The sequence below is a fragment of the Nonomuraea sp. NPDC000554 genome (assembly GCF_040300065.1).
Classification (GTDB): domain Bacteria; phylum Actinomycetota; class Actinomycetes; order Streptosporangiales; family Streptosporangiaceae; genus Nonomuraea.
Window position 1 is genome coordinate 93,215 of record NZ_JBEPDC010000027.1, and the last position, 15,643, is coordinate 108,857.

Sequence of the window (15,643 nt, forward strand, 5' to 3'; positions counted from 1 at the left end):
CGCCCTCACCCGAGGTGGGGCCACTTCAGGTCCGGCAGGTTGACCACGATCGTGTCCTGGGTGCTGCGGGCGATCACCACCACCGCCTCCTGCGACGGGTCGGGGTTCTCCTCGCGGTGAGGCACGTACGGCGGCACGTAGACGTAGTCGCCCGGCGCGGTCTCCAGCCGGGTCTCGGTTCCGTCGTCAGGGTCCAGGAAGACGAACGATGGGGTGCCGCTGACCACGTAGATCGCCGTTTCCGACGCGCCGTGGTGGTGGTCGGCCGATCGGGTGGCCGGGGCCACGTGGGTCTGGCCCATCCACAGGCGGCTCGACCCGGCCGTGGCCCCGCTGACAGCCGCCAGGCGCCGCATGCCCGAGCTCTGGGCCGTCTCGGCGCTGAGCCCGCCCGGGGTGAGGTGGGTGAGGCGCAGGTGGAACGGGTCGCCTTCGGCGCGGTAGCCCTCCCACAGGCGGCCTCCCGCCCGGTCCAGCACGCTGACGGCCACCGCCGCGAGCCGCACCGGGTCCTCGGCGGCCGCGAGCAGGTCGGCGGCCAGCGCGGGGTCGTGCGCGCGCAGCTCGCGCAGCAGCCACTTGCCGCCGCCGTGCCAGTGGCCGGCGGCGGTCAGCGCCAGCCTGGCTGTGTCCTGGACGAGTTCCCAGCGGATGAACGCCTGCTCGCCGGGGTCGGTCGCACCCGACAGGTCGTCCAGGAGGTCCGTGAGGGCGTAGCGGGCCCGCTCCAGGTCTCCGGTGGCGGGGAGCGGCGGACCGGCCTCCAGACGGGCACGCAGGGCCTCCTGGAGGGTGGTGGCCGTGCCACCGGTGCGGTCTGCCAGGACGACGCCGTCGGCACACATCCTGGGGAGGGAGGGGCGGCCCCGCGCGAAGTCGGCGTCCAGGCGCGCTGACAGGCTGATCGGGTTGTTCACGAACAGCTCGACGGGCCAGCCGCGCCACCGCAGCGACTCGCGGTAGGAGGTGACCGGGCCGTCGAGCACGACGACCACGTCCAGGTCGGAGGTCGCGGTGCGCCGGTCGGTCAACGCGCTGCCGCCCAGGAAGGCGTACAACGCGTCCGGAAACAGCTCGTCGACCAGGGCACGCGCGTCGGTCACCGGATCCATGCCGTCACTTTAGACGCGCGACCGGGCCACGGCGCCATGTCCGTAACGGTCAATACTCGGGATGGCGGACGCAAAAACCGGGGAAATTCGCGGACCCGGGCTGTCGGTTGTCCGCAGGCGACCCCCTTCGCCCGCGGAGACCCACGAGAGGTCAGCTGAACTCGGCGAGCGTCCGCTCGGCCTCCTCCAGCCAGGAGCGGCGGGCCGTGATGGCCTCCTCGGCCTCCTTGACGTCCTTGGCCCGGCCGGCCGCCTGAGCCTTCGCCAGGCGCTTCTCCAGCTGCTCGATCGAGGTGCGCAGCTGGTCGACCGTGCTCTGCGCGCGGGCCCTGGCCTCCGGGTTGGACCGCTTCCACTCGGCGTCCTCGGCCTTGCGCACGGCGTCGTCGACCTTGCGCAGCCCGCCCTCGAGCCGGTCGCGCTGCTCGCGCGGCACCGGGCCGGCGGCCTCCCACCGCTCCAGGATGGAGCGGAGCGCGGACCTGGCGGTGCGGACGTCCGTGACCGGCAGGATCTTCTCGGCCTCGGCCAGCAGCTCCTCCTTGGCCACCGCGTTGGCCGCCAGCGAGGCGTCGCGCTCGGCGAAGACCGCGGACCTGGCCTGGAAGAACTCGTCCTGGGCGGCCTTGAAACGCGCCCACAGCTCGTCCTCGGCCTCGCGCGAGGCCCTGCCGGCGTGCTTCCAGCGCTGCATCAGCTCGCGGTAGACGGCCGCCGTCTCGCCCCAGTCGGTCGAGCCGGCGATCGCCTCGGCCTCGGCCACGATGGCCTCCTTGGCCGCGCGGATGACCTCGCGCTGCTCGTCCAGGCCCGCGAAGTACTGCTTGCGGCGCTTGGCGAAGGCGGTGCGGGCGGCCGACAGCCGCTTCCACAGCGCGGCCTCGGTGACCCGGTCGATGCGGTCGGCCGCCTTCCACTCCTCGACGAGCTGGCGCAGGCGCTCGCCGCCGGACTTCCAATGAGTGGTCTCGTCGGCGATGCGCTCGGCCTCGCCGACGATGCGCTCCTTGACCGCCCTGGCCTCCACACGCGCGTGCTCGCGGGCGGCCTTGACCTCCTCGCGGCGGTGGACGACCAGTTCCGACAGGGCGTCGAGCCTGGTCGTCAGGGCCGCCAGGTCGCCGATCGCGTGCGCGTCGGCCACCGCCTCGCGCAGCTTGGCGATGCCGGCCTCGGCCTGCGCCGGGGCCAGGTCGGTGCCCTTGACCCGCTGCTCCAGCAGTTGCACCTGGCCGGCGAGCTCGTCGTACTTGCGATGGAAGTACGCCAGAGCTTCCTCGGGTTCACCTGCCTGCCAGGACCCGACGGCCCGTTCTCCCTCGGCCGTTGTCACGTAGACGGTGCCGTCGTCGTCTACCCGGCCCCACGGGTCGGTGCTCACCGTGTCCTCCCGCACTTTCCATCAGACCCTTCGGGACACCTATGTCCCTAGTTTGTATTACGTCAGCTCTTGCCAGAGATTGTCACGTGTTTGATTTCGACGGTTTCCTTCGGCGCACCCGTGCCGTCCGGGCCGGGGGTGATGACGCCTGCTTTGTTTACCTTGTCAAGGATGTCCAGCCCCTTCGTGATCGTACCGACAGGGGTGTACTGGGCGGGAAGCCCCGTGTCGCCGTACACCAGGAAGAACTGGCTTCCGGTGCTGCCGGGCGCGGAGGTCTTGGCCATCGCCATCACGCCGCGCTTGTACGTGGCGCCCTGGAGGTTCTCCTCGGCCATCACGTAGCCGGGGCCGCCCTGGCCGTCGGTCTGGCTCTTGCCGTCGGCCTTGGCCGTCGGGTCGCCGCACTGGAGCATCGGGAACTGGTCGCTGCCCAGCCGGTGGCACTTGCTGCCGTCGTAGTACTTCTTCTTGGCCAGGAACTCCAGCGAGTTGACCGTGCACGGCGCCTTGGCGTTGTTCAGCTCGACCACGATGTCGCCCTGGCTCGTGGCGAACGTGAGCGTCTTGGTGGCCGGCTTGACGCTGACCTTGGCCGGGGGCTTGCCCACGTCCTTGACCACACCGCCCGCCGTGTCGGCCGCGTAGTCGCAGGTGCTGGTCTTCGCGTCGAAGCCCTTGGGCGCCGCGGCCGGTGTGGCCGAGGCGGACTCGGACGTGGAGGCCGACGGCTGCGGCGAGGCCGCCGCGTCGGTCGGTGTGTCGCCCCCGTTCAGCAGCGCGACCGCGCCCACGATGCCGCCCACCACGACCACCACGCCCACGGTGGAGCCGATGATCGCCGTGCGCTTGGCCTTCTGCTCGCGCTCGATCCGGCGTGCCATCTGCCGTTCGTGGTGCTCGCGTGCGAGCTGCTTCTGCCGGTCCTTCCCCGTGGCCACCGCTTTGCCTCCCATAGTCAATCAACTGAGGTGGGCGAATCGTATCGGCCAACGGGTAATGATTCGCAGCCCGGCGACCCGCACCGGTACCCTTCGGTTACATTCCCATTGGCTTTTTGACGAGATCAGCTGAGGCAGATGCTCATCGCAGGCTTCCCCGCAGGGGCGTTCCAGACCAATTGTTACGCCGTCGCGCCCGCGTCGGGCGAGGAGTGCGTGATCGTCGACCCAGGTCAGGACGCTTTCGACGGTGTCGAGGAGATGCTGCGCGAGCACCGGTTGAAGCCGGTCGCCGTCCTGCTGACGCACGGCCACCTCGACCACGTCTGGTCGGTGGCCCCGGTCTGCGGCGCGCGTGACGTGCCGGCCTGGATCCATCCCGACGACCGCCACCTGCTGACCGACCCGGCCGCGGGCTGGTCCGCCACCAGCTCGGAGCTGTTCGGCGGCCTCACGCTGAGCGAGCCCGACGACGTCAGAGAACTGTCCGACGGCGCCGTGCTCGAGCTCGCGGGCCTGCGGTTCGTGGTCGACCACACCCCCGGCCATACCAGGGGGTCGGTGAGCTTCCGGCTGCCCGCTGACGAGATCATGTTCGCGGGCGACCTGCTGTTCGCCGGCTCCATAGGCCGCACCGACCTGCCGGGCGGCGACTACCTGACGATCCTGCGCAGCCTGGCCGAAAAGTGCCTGCCGCTGCCTGACGATACGGTCGTCCTGCCGGGCCACGGACCAAAGACCACGATCGGCCACGAGCGCGCCACGAACCCCTATCTCAAGGAGGCCGCGCCGCACGCCGGTCCCACACGAGGGATCTGATGAGCTTCCAAGCACCCAAGGGCACCTTCGACTGGCTGCCGCCCCGCTCCGAGCAGGTCCTCGCCGTACGCGAGGCCCTGGTCGCCCCGGTACGGCGGGCGGGCTACGGCTACGTCGAGACACCCGTCTTCGAGGACACCCAGCTGTTCGCCAGGGGAGTGGGCGAGTCCACCGACATCGTCTCCAAGGAGATGTACACCTTCCCCGACAAGGCGGGCCGCTCGCTGACGCTGCGGCCGGAGGGAACCGCGTCGGTGGTGCGCGCCGTCCTGCAGCACGGCCTGCACAACGGACAGCTGCCGGTCAAGCTGTGGTACTCCGGCAGCCAGTTCCGCTACGAGCGCGCCCAGAGGGGGCGCTACCGCCACTTCTGGCAGGTCGGAGCCGAGGCGCTCGGCTCCGAGGATCCGGCGCTCGACACCGAGCTGATCATGCTCGCCGCCGAGGGCTTCGCCGGGCTCGGGCTGAAGAACGTCACGCTGCTGCTGAACTCGCTCGGCGACCGTACCTGCCGTCCCGCCTACCGGGCCGCGCTGCAGGAGTTCCTGCGCGGGCTCGACATCGACGCCGACACCAGGGCACGCATCGAGATCAACCCGCTGCGGGTGCTCGACGACAATCGGCCCGAGGTGCAGGCGCAGCTCACCGGCGCGCCCCTGGTCGTCGACCACCTCTGCGCGGCCTGCAAGGCCTACCACGAGGAGGTCCGCGCGCTGCTCACGGCCGTGGGCGTCGCCTTCGAGGACGACCCCCGGCTGGTGCGCGGGCTCGACTACTACACGCGCACCACGTTCGAGTTCGTGCACGGCGGCCTCGGCTCGCAGTCGGCCGTCGGCGGCGGCGGCCGCTACGACGGGCTGAGCGAGATGCTGGGCGGCCCGCCGCTGCCCAGCGTCGGCTGGGCGCTCGGCGTCGACCGCACCTTCCTGGCCATGGAGGCCGAGGGGCTGCTGGGCGAGAGCGCGCCGCGCCGCGTCGAGGTGTACGGTGTCCCGCTGGGTGACGACGCCCGCCGCCGGATGTTCCTGCTCACCACCGAGCTGCGCCAGGCGGGCATCAGTGCTGACATGGCCTATGGGGGCAAGGGGCTCAAGGGCGCGATGAAGGGCGCCGACCGCTCCGGCGCCCGGTACGCGCTGATCCTGGGCGAGCGTGACCTGGCGGCGCAGGCCGTCCAGCTGAAAGACCTGACCACCGCTGAGCAGACCGAGGTGCCGCTGGCCCAGGTCGTCGACGTCTTGAAGGGGAAAGTGCAGTGATCCGCACGCATACGGCAGGGTCGCTCCGCGAGGAGCACGCCGGCCAGCAGGTGACGCTCGCAGGATGGGTGGCCAGACGCCGTGATCACGGTGGTGTGGTCTTCATCGACCTGCGCGACGCCTCGGGCTCGGCGCAGGTGGTCTTCCGCGAGGAGGACCACGCCCACGACCTGCGCGCCGAGTACTGCGTCAAGATCGTCGGCGAGGTCAGGGTCAGGCCCGAGGGCAACGCCAACCCCGAGCTGCCGACCGGCGCGATCGAGGTCGTGGCCGAGCGGGTCGAGGTGCTCAGCGAGTCGGCGCCGCTGCCGTTCCCGATCGAGGGCAACGTCGGCGTCTCCGAGGAGGCCCGGCTCAAGTACCGCTACCTCGACATCCGCCGCCAGCAGGTGGCCGCCGCGATGCGCACCCGCTCGAAGGCCACCTACCTGGCCAACGACGTGATGCACGACCTCGGCTTCGTCTACGTCGAGACCCCGACGCTGACCCGCTCCACGCCCGAGGGCGCCCGCGACTTCCTGGTTCCGGTCCGCCTCCAGCCGGGCAACTGGTACGCGCTGCCGCAGTCGCCGCAGCTGTTCAAGCAGCTGCTCCAGGTGGCCGGGCTGGAGCGCTACTACCAGCTCGCCAAGTGCTACCGCGACGAGGACCTCCGCGCCGACCGGCAGCCCGAGTTCACCCAGATCGACATCGAGATGTCCTTCGTCGACCAGGAGGACGTCATCGCGGTCGGCGAGAAGCTGATCGGGCGGCTGTGGAAGGAGATCCTCGGCTACGAGATCCCCATGCCGCTGCCGCGCATGACGTACGCCGACGCGATGGCCCGCTACGGCTCCGACAAGCCCGACCTGCGCTTCGGCCAGGAGCTCGTCGACATGACCGGCTACTTCGCCAACACCACCTTCCGCGTCTTCCAGGCCGAGTACGTGGGCGCGGTCGTCATGCCCGAGGGCGCCAAGCAGACCCGCAAGGAGCTCGACGCCTGGCAGGAGTGGGCGCGCTCACGCGGCGCCAAGGGGCTGGCCTACGTGCTGGTCCAGGACGACGGCACGCTCGGCGGCCCGGTCGCCAAGAACCTGTCGGAGGAGGAGCTCGATGGCCTGGCCGTCGCCGTCCAGGCCAAGCCGGGCGACGCGATCTTCTTCGCCGCCGGGGCCCGCAACGCCTCGCGCGACCTGCTCGGCGCGGCCCGGCTGGAGATCGGCCGCCGCTGCGGGCTCATCGACGAGTCGCAGTGGTCGTTCCTGTGGGTCGTCGACGCGCCCATGTTCGAGGAGGACGGCGAGGGCGGCTGGACGGCCGTCCACCACCCGTTCACCGGCCCCAAGCCGGAGTGGGCCGACACCTTCCAGGACCACCCGGCCGAGGCCCTCGCCTACGCCTACGACATGGTCTGCAACGGCATGGAGATCGGCGGCGGCTCGATCCGTATCCACCGGGCCGAGATGCAGCAGCGGGTCTTCGAGGTGCTCGGCATCTCCAAGCCGGAGGCCGAGAGCAAGTTCGGCTTCCTGCTGGAGGCATTCAAGTACGGCCCGCCTCCGCACGGCGGCATCGCCTACGGCTGGGACCGGATCTGCATGCTGCTGTCCAAGGGCGAGTCGATCCGCGACGTGATCGCCTTCCCGAAGACCGCCTCCGGCTTCGACCCGCTCACCGGCGCGCCCACGCCCATCACGGCGGAGCAGCGCAAGGAGGCGGGCGTCGACGCCCAGCCCAAGAACGAGGGCTGACCCGGGCATGACGAGGGGCAGGCGCCCGTACGACGCCTGCCCCTCGTCGCGTCTAGCTGACCGTGACCTTCTTGATGATGACCGGGTTCTTCGGAGCGGTCGAGCCGCCGTCGCCCGTGATGTCCTGGTCGCTGACGATGACGCCGTCCTTGGCGACCTGCTCGATGATGTCCAGACCGGAGCGGACCATGCCGAGCACCGACAGCTGCGGGTCGAGCTGCGCGTTCTCGTCCGACAGCGAGATGCCGAACTGGCTGCTGTTCTGGCCTGACGCCTCCGCCGGCTGGGTCAGGAACACGACGCCCTTGCTGTAGGGGATGCCGACGTTCTCGTCAGGGAAGACGTAGCCCGCGTTGCCCTGGCCGTCGGTCGGGTTCTTGCCGTCGGCCTTGGCCTTCGGGTCGCCGCACTGCAGCAGGAACAGGCCCGACGTCTCGGGGGTCGCCAGCCGGTGGCACTTGGTGTTGTTGTAGAAGCCCTTCTTGGCCAGGAAGGCCATCGAGTTGACCGAGCAGGGGGTGGCCGCCGGGTCGACGTCGATGACGATGTCGCCGTGGTTGGTGCTCACGGTCATCGTCTTCAGCTTCATGTTGGGCTTCTTGCCGGGCATGCCGACGTACTTGAACGGGACGCCGGAATCGTCCCTCTTGTAGGTGCAGGTCACCGGGCCCGTCTTCTTCTTCGGGGCCGCGGTCGTCGGAGTCGGCACGGCGGGAGTGCTGGCACTGGCCGAGGGCGTGCTCTCGGCCGCCACCTTCTTGCCGGTGTCCTTGTTGACCAGGGTGGTCACCGCGAAGATGCCGCCCGCCACCACGACCACGGCCACGCCCGCGCCGATGAAGGTGTTCCGCCTGGCCTTCGCGGCCTGCTCGGCCGCGCGCTGCGCCTGCCGCTCCTTGTGCTCCCGCGCCAGCTCGCTCTGGCGGTCGTCGCCGCTCACCGGTATGTCCTCCAACTTTGCCTACACATGACCAAACAACTCCGCGAATGCTACCGGCCCTTGAATGTGCTGGACGTAAGTGACGAAAACCGCTCAGTGGGATCAGACGGGGCGCGAACCGTATCGTGCTGGGATTCGTAGTTGAAATGAGAACAACTAGGGAGCCCTGACATGTTCGACGAAGTCCTCGGCCTGCCGGCACATCCGCTGATCATCCACTTCGCCGTGGTCCTGACCCCGCTGCTGGTCGCCGTCGCCCTGGCCTACACGCTGATGCCCCGCCGGCGACAGTTCCTCGCGTGGGCGGTCGTCCTGCTCTCCCTGGCGGCGCCCGTGGCGGTCTTCGCGGCCAAGGAGAGCGGCGAAAGCCTCAAGGCGACCCGTTTCGGCTCCGTGGACGCGGCCATCGGGACGCGCATCTCCATCCACCAGAGCTTCGCCAACCCGCTGCTGTTGTCGACGCTCGGCCTGGCCGTCGCGACGCTGCTGCTGGTCTACGCCACCAGCCCGAGCCGCAACTCGATCGGGTCCGACAGGTTCGGCCGCCCGGTCACGCAGGCCCTGTCGGCTGTCACGGTGCTGCTCGCCCTGGTGGCCGGCTACTACGTCTTCCGCGCCGGTGACTCGGGAGCCAGAGCCGTGTGGGGCGTGTAATCTCGCGTTGTGGATAGCCTGTTCGATTCGGCGGCTGAGGAGGCCACCCCGCAACCCCTCGCGGTGCGGATGCGCCCGCGCACCCTCGACGAGGTCATCGGCCAGCGTCACCTGCTCGGCCCCGGCACGCCGCTGCGCCGGCTCGTCGAGAGCGAGGCGCCGATGTCGCTCTTCCTGTGGGGCCCTCCCGGCACCGGCAAGACCACGCTGGCCTACGTCGTCTCGAACGTCACCAAGCGCCGCTTCGTCGAGATCTCGGCCGTCTCGGCCGGCGTGAAGGACGTCCGCGCCGCCATCGACAGCGCCCGGCGCGAGCTGGGCATGACAGGCCGCCAGACCGTGCTGTTCGTCGACGAGGTCCACCGCTTCAACAAGGCCCAGCAGGACGCGCTGCTGCCCGCCGTGGAGAACCGCTGGGTCACCTTCATCGGCGCCACCACCGAGAACCCGTTCTTCTCCGTCATCTCCCCGCTGCTGTCGCGCTCGCTGCTGCTCACGCTGGAGTCGCTGACCGACGACGACGTCCGCGCCGTCCTGGAACGCGCGGTGGCCGACGAGCGCGGCCTGGGCGGACGCGCCACGCTCGCCCCCGAGGCCCTCGACCATCTCGTCCGGCTCGCCGGCGGCGACGCCCGGCGCTCCCTGACCTACCTGGAAGCCGCCGCCCTGCTGGCCGACGACATCACCGTCGAGGTGGTGGAGAAGGCCGTCGACAAGGCGGCCGTCCGCTACGACCGGCAGGGCGACCAGCACTACGACGTCATCAGCGCGTTCATCAAGTCGATGCGCGGCTCCGACGCCGACGCCGCCCTCCACTACCTCGCCCGCATGATCGAAGCAGGCGAGGACCCACGCTTCATCGCCCGGCGCATCGTCATCTTCGCCTCAGAAGACGTCGGCATGGCCGACCCGACCTGCCTGCAGACCGCGGTCGCCGCCGCCCAGGCCGTCCAGCTCATCGGCCTGCCCGAGGGGCAGATCAACCTGGCGCACGCCGTCATCCACTGCGCCCTCGCGCCCAAGTCCAACGCCGTCGTCAAGGCGATCGGGGCCGCGATCGGCGACGTCCGGCGCGGCCTCATCGGCCAGGTCCCCGGCCACCTGCGCGACGCGCACTACCCGGGCGCCGCCAAGCTCGGCCACGGCGACGGCTACAAGTACCCGCACGACTTCGACCACGGCCTGGTCCGCCAGGACTACGCGCCCGAGCAGGTGCGCGAGCGCCGCTACTACGAGCCCACCAAGCACGGCGCCGAGGCGCCCATCGCCGACCGCTGGGCCAGGATCCGCGACTTCCTGCGAGGCTCCTGACCCACGGCGCTCCGCGCCGGCCCGCGTTCCCACGGGCCGCGCGGCTGGTCGCGTCCGAGATCAGGGCCGTTCGCGGGCTGCCGCGCCGGAGTGGGATCCTGATCAAGGACGGCGTCCTCAGCAATGTTGTCGCCCGAACGCGATAGGGTTCTTGCCGTTCCGGCCCAGCGTACGAGGGAGATGAGCGGATGCTTACCGCTGGAGAGGTCGCCGGGCTGATCGCCGCCACGGGCTGGGTGGTCCTGGTCTGCGTGCTCGCCATGGTGCTCGTCAAGCTCGCCAGGCTGCTCACCGAGACCACCAAGGCGGTCTCCGACCTGAGCGAGCGCGTGGCGCCGCTGCTCGACGACGTGAGCGTCACCGTCAACGAGACCAACAGGCAGTTGGTCGCCGTCGAAGCCATCGCCAGAGACGTCAAGCAGGTCAGCGGGCACGCCGCCAAGCTGAGCGCGGTGGCCGAGACCATCTTCACCGGGCCGCTGATCAAGGTGTCGTCGTTGAGCTACGGCATCCGCCGGGCCATCGAGGCGCGCAGGCCGCGCAGGGCGGGGCAACGGCGATGATCAGACGGCTGTTCTACCTGTCGCTCGGCGCGCTCATCACGCTGTGGGTGATGCGCAGGCTGCAGGCCCTCCACCCCAACCACGTCGCCCGCCGCACGGCCGCCGGCGCCGTGGGCATGCTCGCGCGGGTGAGAGACTTTACCTCTGAAGCGCTCGGCGAGGCCGCGGAGCGCGAAACCGAGTTGCGAGCGCGCTTCGGTCTCGACAACTCTGACAACAACAACTAGCAACGCAAAGGATGGCCATCATGGAGTCGGCAGAGATCGCCCGCCGCTTCCTGCGCTTCTTCGAGGAGCGTGGGCACAAGGTCGTGCCCTCGGCCAGCCTGATCGCCGAGGACCCAACGCTTCTCCTGGTCAACGCGGGTATGGTGCCGTTCAAGCCGTACTTCCTGGGGCAGCGCAAGCCTCCGGCGAACCGGCTGGCCACCGCCCAGAAGTGCGTACGCACTCCTGACATCGACGAGGTCGGCAAGACCACCCGGCACGCGACCTTCTTCCAGATGCTGGGCAACTTCTCCATCGGCGACTACTTCAAGTCCGAAGTGATCCCGTTCGCCTGGGAGCTGCTGACCAGGTCCGAATCCGAGGGCGGCTTCGGCTTCCCGCCCGAACGCCTCTGGGCGACCGTCTACCTCGACGACGACGAGGCGCTCGACATCTGGCACAACAAGATCGGCTTGCCGCTCGACCGCATCCAGCGCCGCGACCTGGCCGACAACTACTGGCACATGGGCGTGCCGGGCCCCGGCGGCCCCTGCTCGGAGATCTACTACGACCGCGGCCCCGAGTACGGGCGCGACGGCGGTCCCATCGCCGACGAGAACCGCTACCTGGAGGTCTGGAACCTCGTCTTCATGCAGGACCAGCTGGGCGAGGTCCGCAACAAGGTCGACTTCGACATCGCCGGCGAGCTGCCCAGCAAGAACATCGACACCGGCATGGGCCTGGAGCGCATGGCGGCGATCCTGCAGGGCGTCGACAACATCTACGAGATCGACACCACCTACAAGATCCTCGACAAGGCGGCCGAGCTCACCAAGACCCGCTACGGCCGCGACCCGCGCGCCGACGTCAGCCTGCGGGTCATCGCCGACCACGTCCGCACCGGCACCATGCTCGTCGCCGACGGCGTGCTGCCCAGCAACGAGGGCCGCGGCTACGTGCTGCGCCGCATCCTGCGCCGCTCGGTGCGCAACCTGCGCCTGCTCGGCTCCGGCGACGACAGGTACATGCACGACCTGACCGACGTCGCCATCGACGTGATGGGTGAGCAGTACCCCGAGTTGAAGACCGACGCCCCGCAGATCCACGCGGTCATCGACGCCGAGGAGGCGTCCTTCCTCGGCACGCTCCGCACCGGCACCGCCATCTTCGACGTCGCCGTGGAAGAGACCAAGCGCAAGTCGGGCGGCACGCTCTCCGGCGACCAGGCGTTCCAGCTCCACGACACCTACGGCTTCCCGATCGACCTCACCCTCGAGATGGCGGCCGAGCAGGGGCTCAAGGTCGACGAGGAGGGCTTCCGCCGCCTGATGAAGGAGCAGCGGGAGCGGGCCAAGGCCGACGCCGCGGCCAAGAAGACCGGCAACGCCGACATCTCCGTCTTCGGGCAGCTGCTGGAGAAGGCGGGCAAGGTCGAGTTCCTCGGCTACGACCTGACCGAGGCCGACACCACCATCGCCGGCATCCTGGTCGACGGCGTCCCGGTGCCCGCCGCCGGCGCGGGCACCACGGTCGAGCTCGTGCTCGGCCGCACCCCGTTCTACGCCGAGGGCGGCGGCCAGCTCGCCGACCAGGGCGTCATCCGCACCGGCGGCGGCGAGGTCGAGATCCTCGACGTGCAGCAGCCGCTCGCCGGGCTCTTCGTGCACCGCGGGAAGGTCCGCGCCGGCGAGGTCAAGCTCGGCGAAGAGGCGCACGCGGAGATCGACGTCGAGCGCCGCCGCGCGATCTCGCGCAGCCACAGCGCCACCCACCTCGTGCACCGCGGCTTCAAGAACGCGCTGGGCGAGACGGCGGCGCAGGCGGGCTCGGAGAACTCGCCCGGCCGCTTCCGCTTCGACTTCACGGCGTCGGGCGCGGTCCCGGCGAGCGTGCTGCGCGAGGTCGAGGACGAAGTCAACGCCGTGCTGATCAACGACCTCAAGGTCAACGCCTTCTACACGTCCCAGGCCGAGGCCAGGGCGATGGGCGCGCTGGCCATGTTCGGCGAGAAGTACGGCGACGAGGTCCGCGTCGTCGAGATCGGCGAGTACTCCCGCGAGCTGTGCGGCGGTACCCACGTCCACAGCTCCGGCCAGCTCGGCCTGGTCAAGGTGCTCGGCGAGCAGTCGGTCGGCGCGGGTGTGCGCCGGGTCGAGGCGCTCGTCGGCATCGACGCGTTCCGCTTCCTGGCCCGCGAGAGCCTGCTGGTGGCACAGCTCACCGAGCAGCTCAAGGCGCGTCGCGAGGAGCTGCCCGAGCGCGTCGAGGGCATCGTCACCCGCCTGCGCACCGCAGAGAAGGACCTGGAGAAGCTCCGCTCCGCGCAGGTGCTCCAGGTGGCGGGCGATCTGGCCGCCAAGGCCCGTGACGTGCACGGGGTCTCCGTGGTGGCGCACCGCGCGCCTGATGGCACCGGTGCCGATGACCTGCGTAAGCTCGCGCTTGACGTGCGTGGCAGGTTCCCAGCCGACCGGCCGGCGATGATCGTGATCGCCGGCGTCCCCTCCGACCGGCCCGTGGTCGTAGCCGCGGTGAACGAGGCGGGGCGCGACCGGGGGCTCAAGGCTGGGCGACTGGTCGGCGTGGCCGCCAAGGCACTTGGGGGTGGCGGTGGCGGCAAGGACGACGTCGCGCAGGGTGGCGGCACACGGCCGGAGTCGATCGACGACGCGCTGCAGCTGGTCCAGGAGACCATCGCGGGGCAGCTCGGCTGACATGCGGTTCGGTTCACGGATCGGCGTGGACGTCGGCTCCGTACGCGTCGGCGTGGCCCGCAGTGACCCATCGGGGCTGCTGGCCACGCCGGTCGAGACGGTCCGGCGAGGCCGGGGCGACCTCGACCGCATCGCCGCGATCGTCGCGGAGCACGAGGCGATCGAGGTCGTGGTCGGCCTGCCGACCTCACTGTCAGGGCGCGAGGGCCAGGCGGCCGCGCTGGCACGTGCCTTCGCCACGGATCTGGCGGCCCGGCTCGCGCCGACGCCGGTCCGCCTCTTCGACGAGCGGCTGACCACGGTCGCGGCGCAGCAGGGCCTGCGGGCCAGCGGCGTCAAGGCCAAGAAGCAGCGCAACGTCGTCGACCAGGCCGCGGCGGTCGTTCTCCTGCAGGACGCCCTCGACGCGGAAAGAGCCACCGACAGACCACCAGGCAGGCCCGTCGATCCGCCCTCACCGGCGGCCGACGGACCTGCGTCATGAGCGGCACTCCCGACGACGACCTGATCCCGTTCGCTCCGGACCCGCAGCAACCCGCCGAGCAGGGCGATCCCGCTGCGGACGGCGGCGAGTCCGCTTCCGTCCAGGAGGGCCGTTCCGGCGCGGGCGGCCCGCCGGCGACCGCCGAGCCGGGCTCCGGCCCTGAGCTGGGCCGTTCCGGGGCGAGCGGCTCGCCCGCGACGGCAGAGCCGGACTCCGGCCCCGAACCGGGACGTACCGGACCGGACCGCCCGCAGGCGACGGCAGAGCCGGGCTCCGAGGCCACCAGCGGCTCGCCGGCGCCTGACAGCGCACCCGAGACCGGCGACGCCGCCGCGTCCGAGTCTCACCAGGATCGCCAAGGGGCCAAGGAGAGCTCCGAGGACGGGGACGGGCGCGCAGGCTCGGTCCGGAGGGCCGGCTTGTTCGTGGCGGGGATGACCGCCGCCGCCGTCGTGTTCGGCGCTGGAGGATACGCCCTGCTCAAGCCCCTCCTGACGCCCGACGACTTCGAGGGAAGCGGCACCGGCATGGTCATCGTCCGGATCGCGCCCGGCTCCAACGCGGGTGACGTCGGGTCGGCGCTGGCCGATGCCGGAGTGGTGGCCAGCGCGCGGTCGTTCGTGAACGCCACGGAGGAGCGGGCCGTGGCCAACAAGCTGCGTCCCGGGCACTACCGGCTGCGGAAGGGCATGGCCGCGGGCGCCGCGCTCGACATGCTGCTCGCTCCGAGCTCCCGGCTGGTGAAGCGGGTGACGCTGCCCGACGGGATGTGGCTGAGCGAGGCGCTCGCGCGCATCTCCAAGCAGTCGGGGCTGCCGCTGGAGGCGCTGCAGGCGGTCGATCCCGCCCTCGTCGGCCTGCCCCGGTACGCCCATGGCCTGGAGGGCTTCCTGTACCCGGCGACGTACGAGGTGGAGCCGGACGACAAGGCCGTGGACCTGCTCGCGTCCATGGTGGAGCGGTTCGGCGCGGCGGCGCGGAAGCTGCACCTGGAGGAACGTTCCAAAGAGCTGCACCTGACGCCGTTGGAGGCCGTCACCGTGGCCAGCATGGTGCAGGCGGAGGCCGGCCAGGACGACGACTATCCCAAGATCGCTAGAGTGATCTACAACAGGCTCCAGCACGGCATGCCGCTTCAGATCGACAGCACCGTCCTGTACGCCCAGGGCAAGCGGCACCTGAAGGTTTCGGAGCGTGACACCCGGATCGCTTCGCCCTACAACACCTACACTCGCAAGGGGCTGCCGCCGGGACCGATCTCCAACCCTGGAGAGAAGGCGTTGACGGCGGCCTTGCATCCAGCCCAGGGTGATTGGCGCTGGTTTGTCACGACGGATCCGGCGCATAGAATCACCAAATTCACTAACAAAGAGAGCGAGTTCGTGAGATACCGGGAAGAGTTGAACCGAAACCTCGGGACGAAGTAATGCTCGCCGGGACACCCCCCGTCCCGCAGGGGAGCACGAGGCTCCTCATGCGGCGCCCCCGAGCCGGGGCGCTCTTTCTGTCTCCGAGCTCGGCTACCC

Annotated in this window: 14 protein-coding genes; 10 read left to right on the top strand and 4 right to left on the bottom strand. The window is 70.4% G+C overall.

What is annotated here, in order from left to right:
- Positions 1 to 5: 5 nt before the first annotated feature.
- From ABT294_RS38430 to ABT294_RS38440, 3 genes are all read right to left on the bottom strand, one after another.
- Complete coding sequence (locus ABT294_RS38430; RefSeq protein ID WP_350811345.1) at positions 6 to 1,112, bottom strand: cupin domain-containing protein; 1,107 nt, start codon at positions 1,110 to 1,112, stop codon at positions 6 to 8.
- 151 nt (positions 1,113 to 1,263) lie between these two features.
- Positions 1,264 to 2,493 (bottom strand): DUF349 domain-containing protein, encoded by a 1,230-nt coding sequence (locus tag ABT294_RS38435; RefSeq protein WP_350811346.1) that lies wholly within the window; start codon positions 2,491 to 2,493, stop codon positions 1,264 to 1,266.
- Between the two features lie 62 nt (positions 2,494 to 2,555).
- Entirely contained in the window at positions 2,556 to 3,434 is an 879-nt protein-coding gene (locus tag ABT294_RS38440; RefSeq protein WP_350811347.1) for a peptidylprolyl isomerase, read from the bottom strand.
- A 138-nt stretch (positions 3,435 to 3,572) separates the two neighbouring features.
- Between ABT294_RS38440 and ABT294_RS38445 the strand changes: the two genes are divergently transcribed.
- Genes ABT294_RS38445 through aspS form a run of 3 tightly spaced genes read left to right on the top strand, consistent with a single transcriptional unit; the run spans position 3,573 to position 7,245 of the window.
- Entirely contained in the window at positions 3,573 to 4,253 is a 681-nt protein-coding gene (locus ABT294_RS38445; RefSeq protein WP_350811348.1) for an MBL fold metallo-hydrolase, read from the top strand.
- A complete protein-coding gene (gene hisS, locus ABT294_RS38450; protein WP_350811349.1) occupies positions 4,253 to 5,512 on the top strand; it encodes a histidine--tRNA ligase in 1,260 nt (419 codons plus the stop codon). The genes ABT294_RS38445 and hisS overlap by 1 nt, the downstream gene beginning before the upstream one ends.
- On the top strand, positions 5,509 to 7,245 hold the full coding sequence (gene aspS / locus ABT294_RS38455; RefSeq protein ID WP_350811350.1) for an aspartate--tRNA ligase: 1,737 nt from the start codon (positions 5,509 to 5,511) through the stop codon (positions 7,243 to 7,245). Before hisS ends, aspS begins: the two co-directional genes overlap by 4 nt.
- Positions 7,246 to 7,297: 52 nt before the next feature.
- Here the strand turns inward: aspS and ABT294_RS38460 are convergent, their stop codons facing one another.
- Entirely contained in the window at positions 7,298 to 8,185 is an 888-nt protein-coding gene (locus ABT294_RS38460) for a peptidylprolyl isomerase (protein ID WP_350811351.1), read from the bottom strand.
- 171 nt (positions 8,186 to 8,356) lie between these two features.
- On the opposite strand from ABT294_RS38460, the gene ABT294_RS38465 reads away from it, so the two are divergent.
- The 7 genes from ABT294_RS38465 (at position 8,357) to mltG (ending at position 15,544) form a co-directional block, all read left to right on the top strand.
- Positions 8,357 to 8,839: a DUF2231 domain-containing protein gene (locus ABT294_RS38465; protein ID WP_350811352.1), complete on the top strand. Its 483-nt coding sequence runs from the start codon at positions 8,357 to 8,359 to the stop codon at positions 8,837 to 8,839.
- A gap of 69 nt (positions 8,840 to 8,908) precedes the next feature.
- Entirely contained in the window at positions 8,909 to 10,150 is a 1,242-nt protein-coding gene (locus ABT294_RS38470) for a replication-associated recombination protein A (protein WP_502912201.1), read from the top strand.
- A gap of 188 nt (positions 10,151 to 10,338) precedes the next feature.
- Positions 10,339 to 10,713 (top strand): DUF948 domain-containing protein, encoded by a 375-nt coding sequence (locus ABT294_RS38475; RefSeq protein WP_350811354.1) that lies wholly within the window; start codon positions 10,339 to 10,341, stop codon positions 10,711 to 10,713.
- The gene (locus tag ABT294_RS38480) at positions 10,710 to 10,940 is read left to right on the top strand and encodes a hypothetical protein (RefSeq protein ID WP_350811355.1); all 231 of its coding nucleotides are present in this window, start codon (positions 10,710 to 10,712) and stop codon (positions 10,938 to 10,940) included. The genes ABT294_RS38475 and ABT294_RS38480 overlap by 4 nt, the downstream gene beginning before the upstream one ends.
- Positions 10,941 to 10,960: 20 nt before the next feature.
- Positions 10,961 to 13,633, top strand: a complete 2,673-nt coding sequence (gene alaS / locus ABT294_RS38485) for an alanine--tRNA ligase (protein ID WP_350811356.1) — start codon at positions 10,961 to 10,963, stop codon at positions 13,631 to 13,633.
- 1 nt (position 13,634) lies between these two features.
- Positions 13,635 to 14,117, top strand: a complete 483-nt coding sequence (gene ruvX / locus ABT294_RS38490) for a Holliday junction resolvase RuvX (protein WP_350811357.1) — start codon at positions 13,635 to 13,637, stop codon at positions 14,115 to 14,117.
- The gene (gene mltG, locus ABT294_RS38495; RefSeq protein ID WP_350811358.1) at positions 14,114 to 15,544 is read left to right on the top strand and encodes an endolytic transglycosylase MltG; all 1,431 of its coding nucleotides are present in this window, start codon (positions 14,114 to 14,116) and stop codon (positions 15,542 to 15,544) included. Before ruvX ends, mltG begins: the two co-directional genes overlap by 4 nt.
- Positions 15,545 to 15,643 lie beyond the last annotated feature (99 nt).